Consider the following 22266-nt stretch of genomic DNA (forward strand, 5'->3'; position numbering starts at 1 on the left):
GCGTTTACCGCAACGATTGCCCAAATATGAGCTTTTGCGGCGGGTTGAGGCTTTCTCTTGAATACAAATCAGAGATTGAGTAAACCCGCCTAGGCTCAAAACTCGCAACTGTCGATCGATTAATTTTGGCCAGGGGGCGATACTTGATAAAGTCCTCTAACGGGCCCTGCATCAGTCGGTGAACCTTCCTGCTGTGTTGGAAGCGTATACTGATCTTGGAGTCCGGCGGGACTGGGGAAACAGCCGCTTGGTTGAGGTCCTAGCTGACAAGCTGGAGGCAGTGCCATGACTGAGGCATCGAAGGGATTAACTGCATCTGGGACGCGGAGAATCGGGTCGCTGGAAACTTGCCGCTGCATTACTCGTCGGTAGAAGCCGTTGACGCGACTGGCATCCCGCTCAATTTCTTTTTCGGGAAAGGCAACGACGCCGCTGGGGGAACCGATGCCTAAATAGTCGCCCAAGTAACCTTGCAAGCTGACGTTGTGGTAAAAGTCTCCTGAAGCTTGAAAAAATTGTCGGTTGAAGTCGTCGGCAATTGGGTGAAATCGCTCTGTTTGTGCTTGAGCTGGTTTGACGGATGCCATTGCGGCAGAGGCGACAGCGAGAATCAACGCGCCGCTCAGGCTTTTTAACTTGTGACTCATATATTTGGGCCTCCTTAATTAATTCCGATTCCAATATAAACTGATTATCGACGGATTATTTGTGTTTTTTACACGGTGTGAGTTATGAATGCTGCGGATTTAAAGGTGTTGCGCGATCGACTTCTAGATTTGTTGTGCCAGTTTGCCTATCGTGAAGGCGATTTTGTGCTGTCTTCGGGGCAGAAAAGTTCTTATTACATTAACTGCAAACCGGTGACGCTGCACGCTGAAGGTGCTTTGGCAACGGGACGTTTGTTGTTGTCGATGTTGTCTTCGGAGGTGCAAGCTGTGGGCGGTTTGACTTTGGGTGCTGACCCGATTGTAACTGCGGTGAGTGTGGTTTCGGCTCTGGAAGGTCGATCGATTCCGGCGCTAATTGTCAGAAAGGAGACGAAGGGACACGGGACAATGGCCTATATTGAGGGGCCGCTGTTGCCAGAGGGGACGAATGTGGCGGTTTTGGAGGATGTGGTGACGACGGGTAAGTCGGCGATGCAGGCGGTGGAACGGTTGCGAGGTGCGGGTTATAAAGTAGATCGCGTGTTGTCGCTGATTGACAGAGAGCAAGGTGGTGCGGAGTTTTATCGCTCTGTTGGATTAAACTTTGAAACAGTTTTTACGATTAACGATCTTCAAAAGTGGATGGCTAGCAAAAAATAGGGAAAAGTGCGATCTAACTGACCGAAGATTACCATTTTCCTGAACCGGCTTTCGGGCTTCTTCCACAAGAGTTTTCAAGATGTTTTTTTCTCGTTACCAGGCTCTGCCTGGTAATGAATATCTAGAGGATATGCCTCCATTTGCTAAAGGAAATCGGTGTTTTTTTGGGTGGGATTAGAAACGATGCCCGCTCTAATTTTAGCAAAATCAGCTCAGGTAATTGGAGGACAATGGCAAATAAAGTTTTCGGTGTTAAGCAAGCGCAAGCTTCAGCTTCAGAGCCTCTACCAATAGGCAGATTTTAGCAGAGCGAATTTATAACCTGAGTGAGGTATTAACTAGAGAAGACTGTTTTAATATGATTAGATGACCTGGCGCAAGGAGAAGCAGTAATGATTTTACCTGCATCTATTAAACAGAAATGGAAACTACTGGCAACAGCCTTTATTTGTCCTCTGACACTAATTGGTGTTGGGATTCAGCAACAACCGCTTCAAGCACAACAAAATCCATCTAAGACTAATGTTGCTGCTTTGCCAGATGGTATTTACCTGTACGGAGATTCGCCACAGCCCAACCAAGTTCTTCAAAACTATATCGTGTTTCAACGCCAGAACGATCGCGTCGTTGGTGCAATTTACGCGCCGCGATCGGACTTTGCGTGCTTCACTGGTAAAATACAGGGAAATACACTATCCGGGAAGGCAATCTCAGCCGGAAAAATTCAAATACTTGAAATCAATACTCAGCTAACCAATCTGCACTCTATTCGCACAATTAGCTCAAACGATCGGCGCATTCTTTCAACGTGCCAACAGACAGGGCGAGCTAACATATCCAGGTAAATCTTTTACCTAGCTCAAATGGTGCATTAGGCTGGCGGTGCGTTACACGGCGTTAACGCACCCTACAAATTGAAAATTTCTCGTTACCAGGCAGAGCATGGTAATAAATATCTAGGTGAGTATTTAAGTATTAATGTAGTTGAAGCTGTTGGTCTAGAAGTAATCCAGAAGTGTTTATCCTCTGCAAAGCAAAGGCCTTTGAAAAATGCAGTTTAATCAGCATCAAGCAGCAAATTTATTGTTCTGCGGTTGAGGAAGTACGATCGCCCGCACTCAATATCAAATCCACACTGACTGTAAAATTAGGAAATGCGATCGGTGCCACCTCTTGACCAGGGTACAAGTTTAGTATTAAACTATAACCGTTTGGTGTTGGCTGGCGGTAAACTTCCAAGCTGTTTTCCACCAAATTAACCAGCCAAACCTCTTGAATGAGCGATCGGGCATAAATAGGAATTTTGACATTTCTGTCATTATCCACTGTACTGTCAGCGACTTCTACCAAAAGCAACACTTCTGAGGGAACTGGATGTGCTGTCTCGTAATCATCATCGCGAAATTGGAGCAATACTACATCAGGTTGCGGTTCAGTACGTTCGCTTAACTGAACAGGGTTTTGGACATCAACAATAACTCTATCTTCTGGTAATCGGTGAAAAAGTCGGTTAAGTCGTCTCACAGCAGTTGCGTGACGAGTTCCAATAGCAGCCATTTGAATAATTTCTCCTTCAATGAGTTCGACGCGCTCAGCTTCAGAAAGAATCCCTGTCTCACCCATTAAATGATATTCTTTCACCGTAAAAAGGCGTTTTTGAAGTTGAACGGACATCGCAATTCTCCTTTTTGGAAACTCCTTTTAATATAACCTTAAGTAAAGTACGCCATCAGCACCATAGTTTTGGGCGAGCAGGATGCCCGCCCCCCAAGAAACGAAACAGCTTTAGGATTAAGTAAGGTGCGCTATCAGCACCCTACGAATTAATCCTATTAGCTTTGGGCTACAGGTTCCTTAGCCAAAAACTTCTCTAGTTCCGTCAAAGCATCGGCATCAACCTTAGTCTGCATCGGACAGAACTTAGGCCCGCACATTGAACAGAATTCAGCAGTTTTGTAGATATCCGCCGGCAAAGTTTCGTCGTGATATTCCTTTGCCCGTTCTGGATCTAATGACAGCTCAAATTGACGGTTCCAATCGAAATTGTAACGCGCTTTCGAGAGTTCATCATCGCGATCGCGCGCACCCGGACGCCGGCGCGCAATATCTGCAGCGTGAGCCGCAATTTTGTAAGCAATCAGCCCGTTTCGGACATCCTCGGCATTCGGCAATCCTAAGTGTTCCTTCGGTGTCACGTAACACAGCATTGCAGTACCGTACCAGCCAGCCATCGCCGCCCCAATTGCTGAGGTAATGTGGTCGTACCCAGGCGCAATATCTGTCACCAACGGCCCCAAAACATAGAAGGGTGCTTCGGAACATTCCTCCATTTGTTTCTTGACATTAAACTCAATTTGATCCATCGGCACGTGGCCTGGGCCTTCCACCATTACCTGCACGTCATGTTCCCAAGCTTTGCGAGTTAATTGTCCCAAAGTTTTGAGTTCAGCTAATTGAGCTTCATCCGAGGCATCGTGAGTACAACCGGGGCGCAGAGAATCTCCCAAACTAAACGAAACATCGTATTTTTTGAAGATTTCAATGATGTCGTTAAAGTGAGTGTAGAGAGGATTTTGTTTGTGGTGATGCAGCATCCACCGCGCCAAAATGCCGCCGCCGCGAGAGACAATCCCCGTAATCCGATTTCTCACCAACGGCAAATGCTCGATCAAAATTCCGGCGTGAATTGTTTGGTAATCAACACCTTGTTGAGCGTGTTTGTCAATGATGTGAAGAAAGTCATTCGCCGTCAGACTTTCCATATTACCGTGAACGCTTTCTAGTGCTTGGTAAATTGGTACAGTACCGATCGGCACCGGTGAAGCTTTGATAATCGTAGTGCGAATTTCATCCAAATTGCCGCCGCCGGTGGACAAGTCCATCACGGTATCAGCGCCGTATTTCACTGCTAGTTTAAGCTTGTCAACTTCTTCTTCCATATTGGAAGAGTTGGGAGATGCACCGATATTAGCATTGACTTTGCATTTAGACGCAATGCCGATCGCCATCGGTTCTAAATTCGTGTGATTGATATTAGCGGGAATAATCATCCGTCCCCGCGCTACTTCGGCGCGGATAAGTTCTGGCGGGAGATTTTCTCGCTTAGCAACAAAGTGCATTTCCTCAGTAATTACACCTTGGCGGGCGTAGTGCATCTGAGATACATTGGTGTGCCCGCTACGCTTAGCGATCCATTCGGTACGCATATTTAATTTCCTTGATAAACAGCTTCCCTCCGCTGGTATTACCCAGACTCAGGTTCTAAGGGTGTTTTCTCAGCCCGGATATTCGGGCACCCCTAGCTAAGCTGTTGATTGTATCACCGATTTCTGTGCGCGACGCCAGCAACTAAGGAAATCTTAATATTGAGATATAGATGAGGGGAGCGATCGCCCTTTTGGGGCTTCTGATATTTCTGGTGTTTAAAAAGTGCGATCGTACCCCCTTTAACAATCTAAAAACCATCACACCTCATCAGGATTAATCCCCATTTCGCGCAATTTGACTGCTAGGCGATCGGCGCGTTGTTTTTGTTTTGAAGCTTTTTCAAGACGATAAAGTTAAAGATATGTCAGGAGATGAAGAACCTGTTGTGAATTTATCTGAGATTTTGAGACAAGTTTATTTGGAGGCGACTCTAGATTTTGCGATCGATTATTCAGTGCAGCCTGTTCCGCCGTTGAGTGAGGGTGATTTTTAGTGGGTGCGATCGTTGATGGAATCGTAGAAGAAATTCTCTCTGGTAAAAGCATTGTTTCCTCCAAATAGAACTTATGCAAGAGTCGGATGTCGAATCTTGCATTTCACTGCTACTCAGCTTCCTATCAACTTTCAATAATCGGTTTACACAGCTAAACCGATTAACTTGTTGTCGCTTTGTCAATTAACCGATTAATTTCATCTGCTACTCGATTGGTTGTAGCATTCCAGTAGTGGGTATGTGCACCTGCTCCTAAACAACACTCCCGGTATTTACCCTTCTCTGAAATATTATCTTTATCTTCAACAGAAGAGCTGGGTTTAAATAGTTTCTCTTCCCTAGCCCGTTTCTTTTCGTTAACCTCGCTCTTGCTCTTTCGCCAGAGATAACGTCCCACATAGTCACCACTGTTATATGTATTGACCCACTGCTCTAATCCCAAATCTTCTGGTTTTGGCTTATCGCCCAGCCCATTGTCATCGTAGTCGTTATGTCCATTTGCATCGGGGTCGTTATAATTTATCACCCACTCGTAAAGATGAGGAAAACCAACACTGTACAGTTGACGCAGGGGATTGCCCATCGAGAAAAAGTAGACAGGAAGTTTCTTTGGGGAGTCAGAAGAGAATAGCCGCTCTAAACCTTTGGGTTCTTCCTTTTTAATAAACCGAAGTAAATCTGCTGTAATCACCGCTCCTTGGCTATGTGCCACAAGGATAAGTGCATCGTATTTAGGTTGATTTTGCGAATCTTTCTGCTCGCACAGATAACGCAATAAGGAGTAATAGCGAGAAAAGATGCGAGCACGTGGATTGTCCTTCTTCGGGTGCAGCCGTAGGTAGTTGTCTACATCCAAAATGACATCTATAACGTTTCCTATCCCCAAAGAAAGCTGTTGCAGCCTCCTACCAAGCACCAAAATGCTAGTAGTAGAAGCGGTTAAAATTACTGCAAGAGACTTTGCTAACGTTTCTATGAAGGAGAAGATTTTTTTGATGGATTGAGAGAGATCAATATTATTAGCAATCCATGGGTTTTTGATAGGGATTGAGATCAAGTATGCGATGACCGAAATAATAAAAAGTGCAGATATCGCCGGTAAAAAAAAATGCACTGTTCTATACCCGTTGTTTAGCCATATTCCAAACTTAAGCGACAACTTTTCATCGGAGTTAGGCTTGTCTGTTTGAGGTGTAGACTCAGGCGGTTGAACTTCTGCGTTAGACTTGTCTGTTTGAGGTGTAGACTCAGGCGGTTGAACTTCTGCCAAGACCGAGGGCAAAAACGACCATGCCATTAGCAGGAGTACAATTACAATCGAACATATAGCCATGCCAAGGACCGGATCGACAATGAGTTCATTAATAAAATCAGATGGGGCATCGTAGGTGTCTTTAAGTGACAACCAATTTCTGAACCAGTCAGTTGGACGATACGGATAGTCTTTTGGCAGTGGTGATGCTAGACAATACGGACCATAATCGTTTGGTAGTAATGATGCTTTCTCGCAATACAGACCATGGTCTTTTGGTAGTAGTGATTCACCAACTTTGGCAAAAACAGCCCACAGCGTTAGGGTGACCGAACTAAACGAAACGCTAGGAATCCACAGTGAAACAATGGCTGTCCAGCTTGCACGTTTGGCGCGTTCTTTTGCTTGAGCATCAGTCAGCCCCCATTGGGCAAACCATCCCCAAATTAGTACAACGAAGTAGAGGAAAAAAAATAAGAGCCAGAAAAAGACCAAAAGGGAATAAATCACTTCAATCAGCTTAAAGCTGAGTTTTGTAATTCCCACAGGTGAATTTTCGAGTTCAAAAAATAAATTCCACCCGGGGAAAACTGCCAAGAGTAATCCTAATCCGAGCGCAACCTTATCAGCACCAGGGCGGCGCAGAGAATATTGGTGAATAAGCATACCAACTAGGATAGCTAACACGACGAGCCATTCAAACGCCAAAAGTAGATACCTAAATTCCCTGCACCAGCTAGACCCTATAATTGCCAATGCCACTATTCCAGGCAAAAATAGCCAAGGTAAGGGTAGCTTCATAGCATTCTTCCATATATATTTTCCAAGGACGAAAATTACCAAAAGACTAAGGATGACGGATGCCAAATAGGATGAGTAAGAATCTGGAATATTACCCACTAGATTCAGCAAGGCAGCTACCAGTAGAAAGAGATTCAATAAAGGAATCGGAATGGAGAGTATTCTTCCTGCCCAACCATGTAAGCTGGGATAACACCTCCACTTGAATTTCTCCGGATGTTCTAGTGCTGCCATGTCGAGCGTATGTCGTCCCAAAGCGCTCAAATGAAAGAGAATCTGATAAAACTCGCTGAAGACTTGGAAGAAACCTCTTCCTACACGAGACAAATCTGCCCAGTACATTTCATAGAGATGTACCTCATACTGATCGTCTCGACAGGCTTTAATACAAATAGTTTCATAAAAGCTGGCTTTCAGGTCTTTTTTGGGACTGTAGGAATCGAAGAAATCACAAGTGAAAGCGTGCGCTTTTTCCTCAATACTTTCCTCAATATTTTGATTTGCGGTACTCGTATCTTTTGAATCAAGGTAACGACGAATGCGTTTTCCTCGTTCATCTAGCTCTAGTAGATCAAAAAGCCGACGCAAAAGCCCTTCGCTCCCAGTAACTTTATGTTGCAAAAGCTCAGTTGGTTTACATAGAGGGATTCGTCGAACGGGAATTCCGATAAGTTGTTCATGCCAAGCAGAATATCGACGCTCTTCATATCGAGACTCTTCCTCATTGGCATGGGGTGGAGACTGCTTCTCATTGGTAGGGGGTGGAGGCTGCTCTTTATTGGTATGGAGTAAAAGATTAGCGATGCTACGGGCAGAATCATAAGGTTGCTGATCAGAGACACCGTGAACTACGATAATTGCGACTTTCTTCGATGAATCACCACCTGACTCCGACGGCGCGGTACTTGGCATCATTTAACTACCCCCTTAAAATCCTAATACTCTGTTGTAATCGTTCAATACACTTATATAGTGGTTCTCAAGTAAGTGAGCTACGTCCGGATCGCATTCCAATTTCCAGGCGTACCTCACTCTACTCAAAAGTGCTATGTAATCATCAATGCTTACATCGAAGCTGTTGAAGTAGGTCGATCGACCTTGCTATCAGAGGTCTTTGAAATAGCAGACGATTCCCCGGAATTTGGCTTAGCTTCAGTCTCTTTTTCCCCGGAGTCAATTTTGTCTGTATCGTGCTTTAATTCTGATACAATTGCGCCTCGATCGCGCCAAGCTTCGGCATTTTCTGGTTTAATGGCAATAGCTCGATCGTAAGCTGCCATTGCTTCCTCATAGCGCTTTAATTCAGACAAAACTATCCCCAGATGACGCCAAGCATCGTAGGAGTCTGGCTTAATAGCAATCGCTTTCTCATAAGCTGCGATCGATTCTTCATGGCGCTGCAATTTGGCCAAAGATTCGCCTTTACCAAACCAAGCTTCGTAACACTCGGAATTAAGGGTAATTGCTGATTCGTAAGAGGCAATTGCTGCTTCGTGCTGCGACAGTTTGTCGAAAGCTGCGCCTCGGTTGTGCCACACTTCAAAATCCTGCGGTTTAAGGGCTATTGCTTTGTCGTAGGATTCGATCGATTCTTGATATCGCTGCATTTTTCCGAACACAGCGGCTCTATTGTACCAAACTTCGTATTTATCGGGCCGGATGCCGATCGCGCGATCGTAAGAATCAATAGCATCACTGTAGCGGAGCAGTCTCCACAGCACATTGCCTCGATTGTACCAAGTTTCATATCTCTTGGGATTGAGTTCAAGAGCGCGATCGTAAGAATCAACTGCTGCTGCGTACTGCTGTACTCTGGCCAGCATTGCACCTCGGTTGTGCCAAATTTCGCTGTCCGTTGCTTTGATAGCGAGGGCGCGATCGTAACTGGCGATCGCTTCTTCGTAATGCTGCAATTGACCCAACAAAGCCGCTATACTGTGCCAACAACCGTATTTTCGAGATTCGCTCGAACTTGCTCGCTCGTAACAAGCGATCGCCTCTTCGTACCTCTGCAATTTGCCTAGCAAATGCGCTTTATTATACCACAATTCGTAGTTATCCGGTTTAATAGATATTGCTTGGTCGTAACAGGCGAGTGCTTCTTCCGGGCGCTGCAATTTTATTAACACATTTCCGCGCCAATACCAAGCCTCATCCAAATTATTATTAGCTAAAATAGCTTTTTCCAAGCAGGCTAATGCCTCATCATAATTGCCTTGAAAATAAAGCCCTTCGGCTTGCTTGATATAATCGTCAGCAATCAAATTTTCGTTGCTAGCAGGTGCAGTTTTAGAATTTTGGGAATTGTTTAAGGCCGATTGAGGTGCGATTTTGAGAGCTTCTTTGGCAACAACTTCGGGAACTTGGGAAATTTCTTGAACAATTTGAGATTTTTTCTCGTCAACTTCTTTCAGCAAAACTTGCAGGTGCATGATAAATTGAGATTTGAGAGTCTCAATTTGCTCGACAGAAGATTTGGAAAGTTCAGTTTCTCTAGTTAAAAAATCAAGAGATTGTTTAGCTGCACCCATTTGCGCTTCTAATTCATCCCTCAACTTTTGAGTCAGTTGGCTAGAATTTAGGAGCTCGGATTCCAATACACCAATGCCCTGCAATCGTTTATTGGCATCAGCAACCAACTGTTTGATTATCAGCCGTCGCATCATCCAAAAAAATGCAATTGTCACCGGTGGAAATACGGTACCAAGAATTAGTAAAATATTGAGCAGAGTTATGGTACTATTAAAACCATATCCTGATTCAGAACTGCCACTAGACGGGGAGATAAAAGCGACAACCTCGCGAACTTGAGGATTGCTTTTAACCCCGGTTTCGATTAATTTAGCCAGCCAGGTTTCTTGTAAAGATTTTGTTAGTTCATCGCCGTATGCAGCAGGAGTATTCGCCTTGGTTTTTGCACTAGCAGATAAATCGGGTTGAGCGGCCGCTACCAGCAAACCTGTGGGCGATTTTACAGCAATTCGCGGGGAAAATTGTTCGTGAGCGATCGTTTCAGGCTCGCTAATTGACTCAGCCCAACGGGATACGGTAGTATTGGGGGAAAATTGTTCGTGAGCGATCGTCTCAGGCTCGCTAATTGACTCAGCCCGACGGGATAGGGTAGTATTTGGAGAAAATTGTTCGTGGGCGATCGTCTCAGGCTCACTAATTGACTCAGCCGGACGCGATTCAGTATTATTTACGGCATCAACAAAGTTGCTAGCTTGCGGTGTCTGAGGAGAAATAGAAGGTGCAGCAGGATTGGTGCTAGTATTAGCAGTTAAATTCTGGGATGCAAGGGCGGCCAGAGTCAAGAGAGCTAGATTAGAGACGCGCATAAACGTCAACTCATTTAGGAGAAATTAGTGCTTGGTTGTCAGCGATCGGGCGATCGACCTCATCGTCTCAGCAGTTAGAATAGCTGACATGAGGAATGCTGACTTACTATCTCCAAAATACGCGCTGAGTCTGACTTTTCAGGAAAACTGCCAGTAATTCTGGCTGGGGAACTTTGGTGCAAGAATATATTCTCGCGCCTGATGCGGTTGGATAACTCTCGGAATCATCATTAGGCTGGTAGGGCGGGGTTCACCAATCTGCACGATTAGCCAACTCTCCGGGTGAACCCCCTCCAACCGACCCGATTTTTAACTCTAAACCCTAGCTAAAATCGCTTCCGGCTGCTGATGTTCAACCGCCACTTCCTCTAAATCAGCGCCGAAAATTTCACAGCTATTATTCGGACTTTCAATCAGTTTAATCTTGTGCAACTCTGCGCCCAATTCCCGAACGGGCGCAAGCAATAATTGCCCGATCCGAACAGCAATATTCTCCGCAGTCGGCACAACGTTCTCAAAATAAGCAATATCCTTATTTAAAAAAGTGTGATCGAAGGGTTCAACAACATAATCGTCAACGGCTTTTTGCAAAGCTCCCAAATCAGCAATCATGCCAGTCCGCGCATCAATTTCCCCTTTAACAGTCACCTCTAAATGATAGTTGTGACCGTGACCGTTGGGACGAGCACATTTGCCGTAAATTTCCGAGTTTTCTTCAAAGCTCAAATCGGGACGAGCCAACCGATGGGCCGCGCTAAAATGAGTGGACAAAGTTAAATAAGCTTCCATTCCGTTTCCTAAATATTCAGCCCAAAGTTCGGGATGTTCAAACAATTGAATTTTGCTCACAGGCAAATGAGGGGCTAGCCGCAGCCAAATTTGCCGTGCTATGTTTTCCGTAGTTGGCAGAGTTTGCTCAAATTCCGGCCACGCTTCGTTAAGAAAGGAAAAATCGAGATCCTTGATAACTTCCCGCTTGATGACGTGCTTGACATCAGACAGGTTGAGCACCATGCCGTACTCGTCGAGTTCGCCTATCATGGAAACGTAAAGGACGTAATTGTGTCCGTGTCCCGGTGCGCGGGCAGTTGGGCCAAACCGCTCAAAGTTCTCGGCTTCGCTTAACTCCGGCAGCCAGTACCGGTGACTCGCCGAAAACTGTGCCCGACGATTGATGATGCACTGCATAAAAGTCAAGTAGGGTAAGCTTGTTAAGTTCTGTAAAGGACTTACTTCTTAAGGATAAACTAATTTTTGCTGGAATTTTTCAATAATTTGGGGGTGCTGTAAATGAATTTATACCAATTTTCCAGATATTGGCAACAAGTCGCTGTTCGATCGCGCCGCCGGGCCCATTTTACGCCACAACACAGATATCCGGCAGAAAATACCGCTACAAAACAGTTTCTCGCCATCAGTTACTAACCCATCAGTTACGAGTCTTTGAGAGAGTGGGTGAAGCTGAGCTATTCCCAAGGGAATCGACTTTTTTGCCACACAGGACACTCCAGAGTTCGAGTTTTTCGCCTAAGCTCTGCAATAGTTAGCCGTTGGCAGTTCAGTTGCGCTCAAAACTAATCACCAATTACCCATTACCCAATATTAATGAATTCGATTACTGCACGAGCCGATCGCTTTTTTGAACATTTATCGGGTGCGATGACAACCCCGCTATTTTATATCGGGGACACTCATCTGTCCATCAGTGCGATCGTCAAACTGATAATCTTAGCTATATTTGCCTTGATTATAGCTAAGATTATCAGTGAAGGAATCAAGCGCAGCCTGCTAGTTCGGATGGGATTGGATCGCGGCAGTCGAGAAGCAATTTCTACGATCATTAGCTATATTTTAGCCAGTATTGGCTGTATATTCGTCCTGCAAGGTTCCGGCATCAACCTCACTTCTCTCACCGTCTTAGCTGGGGTTGTTGGCATTGGTTTCGGCTTCGGCTTGCAAAATCTCGCCAGCAACTTTATCAGCGGTCTCACCCTGCTATTTGAACACCAAATTAGAGTCGGAGACTTTATTGAAATAGACAAGTTATTAGGAACAGTAGAAACAATTTCTATCCGCTCTACAATTATTAAAACAATTGACGGTCTATTTGTAATCATACCAAATATTAAGTTTGTCGAAACTAACATTATTAACTGGAGTTACAGAGACCCCAGATGTCGCCTCCACATCCCCGTCGGTGTTGCTTACGGATCAGACCCAGTAATAGTTACGGAAGCGCTGTTAATTGCGGCACGGATGGAATCGAATGTCTTGTCCCATCCTTCTCCTAAAGTATGGTTTCACGGTTTTGGAGATAACGCTTTAAATTTTGAACTTTTAGTTTGGATTGACCAGCCGCAGGAAAGCGATGCTATTAAAAGCGCGGTAAATTTTTTAATAGATTACGAATTGCGCCACCGAAATATCGAAATTCCCTTTCCCCAGCGGGATTTGTGGCTGCGAAACCCGCAAGAGTTAACTCAACTTTTTCACAATAACAAAGACGAGAATTCCAACGGAAAAGTTTTTCCGCAGAATGCCAAACATTCAGCAGAGTTAAAATCTAATTCTACCGTTTCTGAACCTAAAAATCCAGCGCCTAAATCCCCCAATAATTGGACGCTGCGAGATTTGTTGCGGCGAGTAACTTATTTTGAACAGTGTACGGATTTAGAACTGCGACAGTTAATTGAATACGGCTACCGACAACTGTTTCCAGCGGGACAGGTTGTATGTAAGGAAAATGACCCTGGCGATTCTTTTTATATTATTCTTTCAGGTACTGTAGAAGTTCTTTCTCAAAAAGCCGGTCAGTATATTGCTACCCTTCACGAGGGCGAGTTTTTTGGGGAAATATCTTTGCTGTTGGGTACTCCGAGAACGGCGACTGTTAAAACTAGCGAAGATGCAATTTTGTTTGTGGTGGAACGTCACGATTTGCAAAAACTTTTAAGAGAACAACCCAATTTAGCCGATCAGATTGCTCAAAAATTGTCGGAACGCCAGCAAGCTTTGAGAGATTTGGGATTGTTAGATGGCGACTCTCTGGAACAAACTCCTTTTATTAAAATTCGCAAGCGAATTCAAGTTCTTTTTGGAATTTGAAAGAAAGAAGAAGGAAGAAGGAAGAAGGAAGAAGGAAGAGGGAAGAGGAAAGAAAGAAGAAGGAAGAGGGAAGAAGGAAGAGGGAAGAGGGAACAATCTGCTTTTTTAACTTTTAATTTTTAATTCATCCTGCGCTTCCCGCCGCAGTCTAGCGGCAATTCTAAACAGTTCTTGACCTGTGTGCAAGTGGCGATCGTCATAATTGAGGGTAAATAGCTGCAATTCTTCTATTCCGTCTCCGACTTGATTGATGCTGTAGTAGAGATAGGCCGCAACTCCGGCTACATTAGAGGGATTGGGCATCGATGTAAGAAAGTTATGAGCTTTTTTGAGAAACTCGCGGCTGGTTTCGATATAAAGTTGAAACTTTTCTATCAGTTCGTCATCAAACGGATCTGCAGACAACTCGTCTATTTCCTTTTTAAGCGGCTTCAAGATGCTGTTGAGCATTTTATTGACGGGTTTGTATACTTTAATCAGCCACTGTTCCATTTGTTCGTCAGCGTCCCGTGCTGTTTGTGTTTGCTGACGGCTGACGTTTGGTGCCACTGGTGATTGCTGTTCGGTGTGCTCGGAAAATTGGCGATCGTAAGATTGTCTGTGCTGGGCGTCTCCTAATATTTCATAGGCTGCATTGAGGCGGACAATCTCTTCATGATCGGCTTTGGAGCTGTGGCTGTCTGGATGAAATATTTTGACTAAACGGCGGTATGCTTGTTTAATCTCGGCTTGTGTTGCGGTTGGGCTAATCTTTAAGGTTTTGTAGTGATTGGTAACGGAAGACACGCTGTTATTTCCTTGAAATCTGGATAATCTGCGAAAAAAAGCTTGACAAAAATATCATTATTTGCTAATTTATTAGGTATTTATCTGATATAAATGCCAAAAAGTGTAAGTTGAAAACGTCAGTTTTCAAATTATCATAAATCTATTTTAGAAAAAGATTGAGGCTTTTGAAGTGGCAAGCCGATCGATATTGGGGACTCTTATATAGCAATCCTAAATCATTTGTGAATTTCTTACTCCCTCCCCTTACCCAGGGGAGGGTTGGGGTGGGGTAAAAAATTTACGACTCATTTGAGACTCCTCTAGCGCTTCTCCCAACAATTGTTACCTCCTTCTCTTGTCTTCCTTCCCGACAAGAGCGTTTACGCGCCCTTTCCCTAACGCGCTGAAAGCGGTTCGTTCAAAAAAAAAGGCCCTTGACAACTTCCCCATCGATCGCGACCCAGGGAGCTAAAATATATCGCTATTCTTTAATCTACTAAAAAGCCAAGCAGGGCGTACAGTCTACGCCCTGCTCTCTATTTCTGCGACTTGGGTCGGAGGCTGACCTAGTTGAGGGCCATCGCCAGATTGAGTTCTGGATCTTGGAACAAGGGAGTGCTGAGATAGCGTTCGCCGAAGCTAGGCTGAATCATCACAATCAATTTCCCTGCATTTTCCGGACGCTGGCCGACTTTCACCGCCGCACATAGTGCTGCACCGCTGGAAATACCGGACAAAATTCCTTCTTCTCTGGCCAAGCGCCGGCTGTAGGCGATCGCCTCGTCATCCGTAACAACTATAATTTCGTCGATCGAATCCACATTCAGAACCGGCGGCACAAAACCAGCACCGATACCTTGAATTTTGTGAGGCCCTGGCTTTCCGCCCGACAGTATCTGACTATTGGCCGGCTCAACGGCGATCGCCTTAAACTCGGGTTTCCGCGACTTAATCACCTCTGCGACACCTGTAATCGTACCGCCCGTGCCTACTCCCGAAATCAGGAAATCCACCTCGCCCTCTGTATCTTCCCAAATTTCCTCAGCCGTTGTCGAACGGTGAACCTGCGGGTTCGCTGGGTTCCGAAACTGCTGCAACATATACGCATTGGGAGTTGTGTCCACAATCTCTTGAGCGCGGCGGATGCAGCCGCTCATGCCCTCTATTCCCGGAGTCAGTTCTAGTTGGGCCCCGTAAGCTCGCAGCATCGATCGGCGTTCCGTGCTCATCGTATCCGGCATGGTCAAAATCAACTGGTAGCCCTTAGCCGCCGCCACCATTGCCAGAGCAATTCCGGTATTGCCAGAAGTCGGTTCCACTAAAACCGTTTTCCCGGGACTAATCAGCCCTTCGGCCTCGGCTTGATTGACCATATTGACACCGATGCGGTCTTTCACCGATGATGCCGGATTCATGCCTTCGAGTTTTACCACAATCCGAGCCACGCAGCCTTCGGCTTGGGGAATGCGGTTGAGTTGCACCAGAGGGGTCCGCCCTACTAATTCTGTAATGTCGCCAGCAATACGCATAATCTTTGTCAGTTTGTGGTTGAAAGTAAATGTTAATTCCTAGTTGGCAATATTTTAACTAGATGTAATACATGATATCGAGCTGCCGTCTGCCATTGCGCTTTTCGCACAGATCCTGTAGCGTGTATTTGTGCAAAACTGAGTTGGCAATCGATCGAGCTTCTTGCCAAACTTCCCAAATCACCGCACTTTCTACAGTTTGAGCGGGCGAGTCTTTTTCAGATCTATCGAACTCTGAGCCTTCGAGACAGTTGATAATTTCTAGGAGTGTAATTTTCCATGGTTCCCTCGCCAAGATATAACCTCCCTTAGCTCCTCGCTGGCTGCGAATGAGCCCGCAGCGTCTCATGGTAGCCAGCAACTGCTCTAAATATCGATCGGGAATATTTTGCTGAGCCGCTATCTGGCGAATTTGCAGAGGCTCGCCTTCTTCGTAGCAATCGGCAAGCTCCAGCAAAGCTAAGATTGCGTATTCGCTTTTACAGGAGAGTTCTACCATAATTGCTTCAAATATCTGAATTATCAACTCCGAAGTCAGATGTTAAAATTCTCCTCAATGTTGAGTTTCCAACTCTAACTCCTAACTTTACCTTTTATTATACCCCGGTTTTCCACTGAACTTAATCGACTTTCATCACTTCATCACTTCATCTTTAGGACGATCGGCACTCTCGCTTGTGTGAAACCCAGTTGTTAGTTTCGACTCCCTCCGCTTCCACGACTGCCTTACCTCAAGAAACTGGGTTTCTGCGTCTATGACTAATATTTTTTAATTTTTAATAGATTCTGGGCGCCCAATTCGTCCCCCCAAAAAAAAGCCCTGCAGCAGGCAGGGCTAAATTTGGCATCTAGAGTTGCCAGCAGAGAGGGTATGACCCCCCTGCCTCGTCTAACCCGCTCTTAGAACGTGAAAGTAGTTCTCAGAGTACCAATGATGATGTCATCATTACGGTCATCTTGATTAGGATTAGTCACCCAAATCACGCCCGGAGTAACAGAAATGTTGTCCGAGAGCTGAAACTTGTAGAACCCTTCAACGTGATAGGAATCATCGTTGCGGAAGCTCCGCAAACTCCTGGAAGCTTCAAGTTTATCCAAGTAAGGCTCACGACCTACCACGAACCCTAGCAAGTTGCCTTCTTTCCCTAAATCGGGCAAAGCCAAGGTCACAGCGTAGTTCCAGATTTTCGCATCGCCGATGCCGATAATGCGGGCATTAGTTAAACCAGCCCAGCCGCCAAGGATAAACCTCGGGCTCAGTCGCAACGAAGCCTGAGCACCGTAGGAGTTGCTGACAACTTTTCGAGCGCCGAAGCCCTCAAAACCCTCGCTCAAGCCGTTGAGAGAATTAGCCACGCCCGTACCGGTGAAACCGCCGAGACTGTCTGGCCCATTCGCTAAACCATTGTCAAACCCAAAGTTACCTCTGCTAAAGTAACCGTGGTTGTAGTTGAAAGCAACTTGCAAGTTGCGTCCGGGGGTAAAAGTCAACTGACCCATCGCCGCGTAGTCGCCGTTCAACAAGCCTGCACCCCTAGCGGGACTGGCTGCTGTTGACGCCAAATAACCGAAGGACAGAGAAGTGGGGCCGAACACGCCGCCCAGCAAGCCCCTGCCACCGAAGGCATAGTCAAAGCCGATACCTGACCCACCGCCCAAGCGATAAATCGGGTTCCGCTGTCCAAAGGTGCTCAATGACCCGTTGCCGCCGTCAAAGTCTTCAAAGTAAGGGTTGACAGTCGGCAGAATGTCGTCCCAAACGCCAGCGTTGGCTATCAGGCTAACGTTCAGTCGCTGACCGACGGGGAACTTGTACAGCAAGGTGTCGAGGGCAACAACATTGTCGGTTCTGCCGACAAAATTCCAAGTTTGAGTGCCTTCGCTGGTAGCCCCAAGGTTAAATCTTTGACCGTTGCCGACTTGAAGCCTGGTCAGCAGCAAGTCTCTGCCGGTGAAGCTCGTATTTAAATTGAGACGCACCCGCTGTTGGAAGACAGCTTCGTTATTGTTGCTGCCGATTCTTTCGCCGTCTCTGCCAAAAACGCTAACGTCGCTACTAAAGTCGTCGCTGAGGGCGAAAATAGCTTCCCCAGTCAGCTTGGTAGTGGTGGAGAATTGGTTGGCTTCGAGTTCGGCTGTCCGAGCTTCCAAAGCATCGACGCGACCGCGCAGGGTTGCCAGTTCCGCTGCAAATTCTTCTTGGAGCCGTTGGAGGGCTGCCAAGTCATCTCTCGTAGCGAAGTTGCCAGTGCCGCCTCTAATTAGCTCGCTCACCTTGTCTAAGCAAGCATTTAAACCGGCTGCGAATTCGTAGCGGGTCATTGCCCGGTTGCCGCGGAAAGTTCCGTCGGGATAACCAGCAATACAGCCGTAGCGCTCGACTAGGGATTGCAGTGCTTGGAAGGCCCAGTCTGTAGGCCGCACGTCGGAAAGTTGGGAAACTGAGGTAACTTGACCTTCAGTTTCGCTGCCGGCCGTACCTTCGGTGGTGTACTGGTTGAGCTGTTCTAATGTGGCGGCTGGGTTTTGCTCTTGTGGTGCGGCAGTTTGGGCTAAAGATTCAGCCGGTTGTGGCAAACTTTGTTCTGGCGACTCTGCCACTGCCGGGGCTGGAGTTTCTAATTGAACTGCACCGATTTGCTCTGGGAGAGCGGTAGCTGCCGGGGCTGGAATTTCTAGTTGGGCTGCCGGGGCCGAATTTTCTACTGGTTGAGCGACTGTTGGCTCAACTGCGGCTAAAGATTCACTTGTAGGTTGTGATGCCGCTTGGGGCTCTGCCTCAGCAGGGGCTGTGTTGGCTCCCACGATCGCACTTTCAGTTGCAGGCGTAGCCAAATCTTCAATCGCTGCGTGGGTTTCGCTGCCAGCGACTTGGGAAATTTCTTCTACTGGCTCGGAGGCTGCGGTTGTTTCGGAAACAGCAGCTAAAGCATTTAGTTTCGCTTCGGAGGTTTCAGCGGTTTCAGCTTTTGCGACAGCGGGATTGACCGCATCAGCAGCCTGCTGAGCGTCTGCTGCCATCGCGCTCGAAGAAACTACTAGGGTAGCTCCTAAGACTGCTGGGCTGATTAGTAAGTAACTCCACAAAAATTTCGACATATTCACTCTCATCCTCACACCGATTACAGAGAAACTTTTCTAGTCTTCTATGTGGTCAGTCGTTGCTCAACTAGCATACTCTAAAAAGAGACCTAAAATTCACTTTTTCTTTTGATTCTTTTGGGCTGACCGAGTATATAGATGTCACTGACGGCTGCAGAGAGCCTGTTTTTCAACCTGTACTCAACTGCCTCAAAACCAGACCCGGCTTGGGCTGTGAATTGATTTGACTGCTGAGACTTGATAGCGCCTGATTGCCTATTTACTTTTTAGCACAGCACGCCCGACTCGTCTAGGCTGATTCGACTTTAACACTCAAGCTGTGTCCCAGGACGCTAAAGACTTGGCGGTAATCGAACAGTTCTAACAAATCGGCGTTGATTTTATTGTGAGCTGCTTCTTGCCGCAAAATTTTCATCGCTGCCTCTGTTCGCAGAGCTCGCTTGTAGGGGCGATCGCCTGCTGTCAGGGCGTCGTAAATATCCGCGATCGTCATCAATTGTGCTTGAATTGGAATTTCTGACTTGTTTAGGCCTCGCGGATAGCCTGTGCCGTCGAGTTTTTCGTGATGTCCGTAGGCAATGTCTGGAACATTTTTCAAATCCTTTGTCCAAGGAATTTGTTTTAGAAACTCGTAAGTGTGAGTTACGTGAAATTCTATTGCCGATCGTTCTTCCGCCGTCAGGTTGCCCCTGGACACCATCAACTGCACGATCTCGTCTGGGTTCAGCAGGGGTTTCTTTGCCCCATCTATGTCTCTGTAAGTTTGTCGAGAAATTTCTCGCAGTTGAGCTAGGGGTTCTGCTGCCAAAATGTGAGGCTCGTTTGCCTCTAGCAGCACTTCCCAGTATTCTGCTAATCTGGTTTTCGCCTCTGCTAGCTTAGTGTCTAGCTGTTCGATTTCCTGGCATTGAGCGCACTCTGGCTCCTGGCTCGAGTGTTTTCGGTAGGCTGAATGCTCCAGCAAGTATTTATATTTAGACTGGACGCATTCCATTTCCATCGTCCGTTGAGCTAAGCCAAAGCGGTGGCGAATGACTTCTAGCTGTGCGGGGTAGAGCTTTTTCTGTTTGGTCAAAACTGCTTCGGGCACTCCTATTTTGCCAAAATCGTGCAGCAGGGCGGCGTAGCGAAGTTCTTGAATTTGGCGGTTGTTAAAGTAAATAGAGCGCAGTTGTCCGCTGCTGACGGTGTTTACTTCTTCTGAAAGGCGTACTGTCAGGGCTGCTACTCGTTCTGAATGGCCGTAGGTACAGGGGTCTCTGGCTTCTATGACTTGCACCGAGGCTTTCACGAAGCCCTCGAACAAATTTTCTATGCTATCTTGGAGTTGATTGCGCTCGATCGAGATTGCTGCTTGAGAAGCGAGCGATCGAACTATCCTTTCTTCCCACTCCGAATATTGCTGCGTTGATTCCCAGGCATTGTCTGCTGTCAGCACCGTCTCTGCCTTTGTTTTGCGGTTGATCAGTTGCAGTACACCTATTGTATCCCCCTGTCGGTTTTGCATCGGCAGTACCATTACCGAGCAAGTGCGGTAATCAATATCCCTGTCAAAACTGGTATCTAGCCGATAGGGTACGCCGGGGGGTAAGTCGTAGGCATCAGACAGGTTTAAACTTTGACCTGTAATTGCCACGTATCCTGCCAAGCTTTTGTCTGTCAGGGGCAGAGCAAACTCTTTAAACGACAGGCTCGGTTTTGAAGCGTTTTGGGCTACCTTGAACAGCAGCTTAGATGTTTCGTCGCTGTGATCTACTAAGTAAACGCTGCCAGCATCGCTGTAGGTAATTTCCCTACTTTTGGATAAAATTAAGTTTAACAAGTCGCCCAAATCTTGGGCGCTCGACAGAGCCGCGCCAATATCTAAAAGCTTTTCTATAAGATCGGTTTTTTCTGCTGCAGACTCGTTCCTGAACTCTGGCTTTTCAAATACGATCATGGTCGGATGATGGGGAATAGCCTTTTATACATTGAACGTTGGGCCTCTCGACTTTTTCACACCCGATTTTAACCCCAAGTCGATTTTTTATTTGCGAGCTTTCCGCGATCGGGGACTGTGGCTAGATCCAGGACTATTGTTGGGTCAACTGGCACTCTTTTAATCTAGCGCAGAAATCTCTTGGGCTAGGGCAAAGTCTTTCTCAGTTAAGCCTCCGGCATCGTGGGTTGTCAAGTTAACTGTTACTTTGTTGTAGGAGATTTCTATGTCGGGGTGATGTCCTGCGGCTTCTGAGGGAGCGACCAACTTATTTACAAAGGCGATCGCTTCGATAAAATCTTTAAATAAACGGGTAGAGCGCAGTTTTTTACCTTCAATTGTCCAACCTGACAAGTGACTGGCGCGCTCTTGAATTTCACTATGGTTAATTAGCTCAGCCATAATTTTTTTCTTTGGGATTAGCAATGGCAGATTAACTGCCCACGTGTAGAAACCCTGACCAAAAACTATCCGCTCTCACCAATAGCGTTTAGCCTCAAGTTTTAACACTCAAGATTTAACACTATTTGAGGTGAGAGCGGTCTAGCGGGTCTTCAGATTAGAACCTGACTGCCGGGAGAATCCCTAGCTCAGCCTGGTTCCCCGTGGAAGTCGTTTCCCGTTGGAGACGACGGCTGACTGCTAGTGAGCGGCCCCGGCGCACAGCCGGTAGTTTCCAATCTGATGACCCATGCGTTTACTACTTTCTATCATGGGCATCACCTCCAGTTTAGCTAAATGGCTTAATATTGGAACGCACATCACCTAAATACAAGATTTAAGGTGATGATTTGTGCGCTAGCCATTGCCAGCATTACCAGAAGAACTTGCGTTCTGAGTATCATTCTAGTATTCACAATTATTAGAATAACACAAGGAATTAGAAGTGGGGGGATGCAAATTGAGATTTTTGTAAAATGATGGCAAATTACTGCTGCTGCAAGGTCTTCGATCGATCTCTACAGCAAGCGGGCGATCGCAGTTTCAGCCATTTGCCTATATTTTCTTCAGAATCCGGGCTGTGCGGTTATCAGGTGCATGGAAACTCTGGCGGCGGGGAAAGGCCGAACGATTTCTTGCCAGATAGGAGAGTTAGCCAGATATAAAGACACAAGTTGTTCTAGCTACAGGCAGAGTTGGTTTTTGTACAAAATCAACTTTTTTTAGGGTGCTAATTCGATCGAATCCTGGAAACAAAAAGCTCCTGCCTGGTGGCGGGAGCTTTTTGAGAATTAAGGGTAAAGCCTAAACTGCTTTATCTTACCCTTTTAAAATGTTGGAAATTTTGATATTTCGCGCTGATTAGAGAGCGTTACCGCGAGGCAGAACTTCTTCAGGGAAGATGAAGTTTTCGTGGGGTTGGTCCGTAGGAGCCATCCAAGCACG

General features: G+C 46.2%; 19 protein-coding genes and 1 riboswitch. Of the genes, 7 read left to right on the forward strand and 12 right to left on the reverse strand.

The features are described 5' to 3' along the window. Positions 1-119 precede the first annotated feature (119 nt). The gene (locus tag QUB25_RS16385) at positions 120-647 is read right to left on the reverse strand and encodes a hypothetical protein (protein WP_333184234.1); all 528 of its coding nucleotides are present in this window, start codon (positions 645-647) and stop codon (positions 120-122) included. A gap of 84 nt (positions 648-731) precedes the next feature. Between QUB25_RS16385 and pyrE the strand changes: the two genes are divergently transcribed. Together pyrE and QUB25_RS16395 are read left to right on the forward strand one after the other, a co-directional pair. Further along, the gene (gene pyrE / locus QUB25_RS16390) at positions 732-1307 is read left to right on the forward strand and encodes an orotate phosphoribosyltransferase (RefSeq protein ID WP_333184236.1); all 576 of its coding nucleotides are present in this window, start codon (positions 732-734) and stop codon (positions 1305-1307) included. Between the two features lie 392 nt (positions 1308-1699). Then, entirely contained in the window at positions 1700-2152 is a 453-nt protein-coding gene (locus QUB25_RS16395; RefSeq protein WP_333184239.1) for a hypothetical protein, read from the forward strand. Between the two features lie 235 nt (positions 2153-2387). Here the strand turns inward: QUB25_RS16395 and QUB25_RS16400 are convergent, their stop codons facing one another. Then, on the reverse strand, positions 2388-2981 hold the full coding sequence (locus tag QUB25_RS16400; RefSeq protein ID WP_333184242.1) for a Uma2 family endonuclease: 594 nt from the start codon (positions 2979-2981) through the stop codon (positions 2388-2390). Positions 2982-3139: 158 nt separating this feature from the next. Then, the gene (thiC, locus tag QUB25_RS16405) at positions 3140-4513 is read right to left on the reverse strand and encodes a phosphomethylpyrimidine synthase ThiC (RefSeq protein ID WP_333184244.1); all 1374 of its coding nucleotides are present in this window, start codon (positions 4511-4513) and stop codon (positions 3140-3142) included. Between the two features lie 7 nt (positions 4514-4520). Further along, a riboswitch (TPP riboswitch) is annotated at positions 4521-4617 on the reverse strand. Between the two features lie 225 nt (positions 4618-4842). Between thiC and QUB25_RS16410 the strand changes: the two genes are divergently transcribed. Further along, positions 4843-5007: a DUF4058 family protein gene (locus QUB25_RS16410; RefSeq protein ID WP_333184247.1), complete on the forward strand. Its 165-nt coding sequence runs from the start codon at positions 4843-4845 to the stop codon at positions 5005-5007. 160 nt (positions 5008-5167) lie between these two features. Here QUB25_RS16410 and QUB25_RS16415 read toward each other — a convergent pair whose 3' ends face one another. Both QUB25_RS16415 and QUB25_RS16420 read right to left on the reverse strand, forming a co-directional pair. Continuing rightward, complete coding sequence (locus QUB25_RS16415) at positions 5168-7975, reverse strand: hypothetical protein (protein ID WP_333184249.1); 2808 nt, start codon at positions 7973-7975, stop codon at positions 5168-5170. Between the two features lie 149 nt (positions 7976-8124). After that, entirely contained in the window at positions 8125-10398 is a 2274-nt protein-coding gene (locus QUB25_RS16420) for a tetratricopeptide repeat protein (protein WP_333184252.1), read from the reverse strand. Between the two features lie 31 nt (positions 10399-10429). Between QUB25_RS16420 and QUB25_RS16425 the strand changes: the two genes are divergently transcribed. Continuing rightward, positions 10430-10555: a hypothetical protein gene (locus QUB25_RS16425; protein ID WP_333184254.1), complete on the forward strand. Its 126-nt coding sequence runs from the start codon at positions 10430-10432 to the stop codon at positions 10553-10555. Between the two features lie 158 nt (positions 10556-10713). On the opposite strand, the gene QUB25_RS16430 is transcribed toward QUB25_RS16425, so the two are convergent. Further along, positions 10714-11586, reverse strand: a complete 873-nt coding sequence (locus QUB25_RS16430; protein WP_333184256.1) for a 6-carboxytetrahydropterin synthase — start codon at positions 11584-11586, stop codon at positions 10714-10716. Positions 11587-11688: 102 nt separating this feature from the next. Here QUB25_RS16430 and QUB25_RS16435 point away from each other — a divergent pair, with 102 nt between their 5' ends. After that, the gene (locus tag QUB25_RS16435) at positions 11689-11823 is read left to right on the forward strand and encodes a hypothetical protein (protein WP_333184258.1); all 135 of its coding nucleotides are present in this window, start codon (positions 11689-11691) and stop codon (positions 11821-11823) included. A 180-nt stretch (positions 11824-12003) separates the two neighbouring features. After that, positions 12004-13503, forward strand: coding sequence for a cyclic nucleotide-binding domain-containing protein (locus QUB25_RS16440; protein ID WP_333184260.1), 1500 nt, complete (start codon positions 12004-12006; stop codon positions 13501-13503). 105 nt (positions 13504-13608) lie between these two features. Here the strand turns inward: QUB25_RS16440 and QUB25_RS16445 are convergent, their stop codons facing one another. From QUB25_RS16445 to QUB25_RS16470, 6 genes are all read right to left on the reverse strand, one after another. Next, on the reverse strand, positions 13609-14289 hold the full coding sequence (locus QUB25_RS16445) for a J domain-containing protein (RefSeq protein ID WP_333184262.1): 681 nt from the start codon (positions 14287-14289) through the stop codon (positions 13609-13611). A gap of 548 nt (positions 14290-14837) precedes the next feature. Next, a complete protein-coding gene (gene cysK / locus QUB25_RS16450; protein ID WP_333184265.1) occupies positions 14838-15800 on the reverse strand; it encodes a cysteine synthase A in 963 nt (320 codons plus the stop codon). Between the two features lie 58 nt (positions 15801-15858). Next, positions 15859-16299, reverse strand: coding sequence for an Rrf2 family transcriptional regulator (locus QUB25_RS16455; protein ID WP_333040796.1), 441 nt, complete (start codon positions 16297-16299; stop codon positions 15859-15861). Between the two features lie 401 nt (positions 16300-16700). After that, complete coding sequence (locus tag QUB25_RS16460; RefSeq protein WP_333184269.1) at positions 16701-18899, reverse strand: iron uptake porin; 2199 nt, start codon at positions 18897-18899, stop codon at positions 16701-16703. A 292-nt stretch (positions 18900-19191) separates the two neighbouring features. After that, positions 19192-20841 (reverse strand): HD domain-containing phosphohydrolase, encoded by a 1650-nt coding sequence (locus QUB25_RS16465; RefSeq protein ID WP_333184271.1) that lies wholly within the window; start codon positions 20839-20841, stop codon positions 19192-19194. 159 nt (positions 20842-21000) lie between these two features. Next, positions 21001-21282: a 4a-hydroxytetrahydrobiopterin dehydratase gene (locus QUB25_RS16470; protein ID WP_333063655.1), complete on the reverse strand. Its 282-nt coding sequence runs from the start codon at positions 21280-21282 to the stop codon at positions 21001-21003. 515 nt (positions 21283-21797) lie between these two features. Here QUB25_RS16470 and QUB25_RS16475 point away from each other — a divergent pair. Further along, entirely contained in the window at positions 21798-21986 is a 189-nt protein-coding gene (locus QUB25_RS16475; protein ID WP_333184274.1) for a hypothetical protein, read from the forward strand. Positions 21987-22266: the final 280 nt, after the last annotated feature.

Source organism: Microcoleus sp. B3-D7, from assembly GCF_036705305.1.
Classification (GTDB): domain Bacteria; phylum Cyanobacteriota; class Cyanobacteriia; order Cyanobacteriales; family Microcoleaceae; genus Microcoleus.

Coding starts and splice junctions, on each gene's coding strand:
- QUB25_RS16470 (WP_333063655.1), bottom strand. CDS start 21,282: ATGGCTGAGCTAATTAACCATAGTGAAATTCAAGAGCGCGCCAGTCAC.
- pyrE (WP_333184236.1), top strand. CDS start 732: ATGAATGCTGCGGATTTAAAGGTGTTGCGCGATCGACTTCTAGATTTG.
- QUB25_RS16455 (WP_333040796.1), bottom strand. CDS start 16,299: ATGGTAGAACTCTCCTGTAAAAGCGAATACGCAATCTTAGCTTTGCTG.
- thiC (WP_333184244.1), bottom strand. CDS start 4,513: ATGCGTACCGAATGGATCGCTAAGCGTAGCGGGCACACCAATGTATCT.
- QUB25_RS16435 (WP_333184258.1), top strand. CDS start 11,689: ATGAATTTATACCAATTTTCCAGATATTGGCAACAAGTCGCTGTTCGA.
- QUB25_RS16430 (WP_333184256.1), bottom strand. CDS start 11,586: ATGCAGTGCATCATCAATCGTCGGGCACAGTTTTCGGCGAGTCACCGG.
- QUB25_RS16460 (WP_333184269.1), bottom strand. CDS start 18,899: ATGTCGAAATTTTTGTGGAGTTACTTACTAATCAGCCCAGCAGTCTTA.
- QUB25_RS16440 (WP_333184260.1), top strand. CDS start 12,004: ATGAATTCGATTACTGCACGAGCCGATCGCTTTTTTGAACATTTATCG.
- QUB25_RS16415 (WP_333184249.1), bottom strand. CDS start 7,975: ATGATGCCAAGTACCGCGCCGTCGGAGTCAGGTGGTGATTCATCGAAG.
- QUB25_RS16475 (WP_333184274.1), top strand. CDS start 21,798: ATGATGGCAAATTACTGCTGCTGCAAGGTCTTCGATCGATCTCTACAG.
- QUB25_RS16395 (WP_333184239.1), top strand. CDS start 1,700: ATGATTTTACCTGCATCTATTAAACAGAAATGGAAACTACTGGCAACA.
- QUB25_RS16465 (WP_333184271.1), bottom strand. CDS start 20,841: ATGATCGTATTTGAAAAGCCAGAGTTCAGGAACGAGTCTGCAGCAGAA.
- QUB25_RS16385 (WP_333184234.1), bottom strand. CDS start 647: ATGAGTCACAAGTTAAAAAGCCTGAGCGGCGCGTTGATTCTCGCTGTC.
- QUB25_RS16400 (WP_333184242.1), bottom strand. CDS start 2,981: ATGTCCGTTCAACTTCAAAAACGCCTTTTTACGGTGAAAGAATATCAT.
- cysK (WP_333184265.1), bottom strand. CDS start 15,800: ATGCGTATTGCTGGCGACATTACAGAATTAGTAGGGCGGACCCCTCTG.
- QUB25_RS16420 (WP_333184252.1), bottom strand. CDS start 10,398: ATGCGCGTCTCTAATCTAGCTCTCTTGACTCTGGCCGCCCTTGCATCC.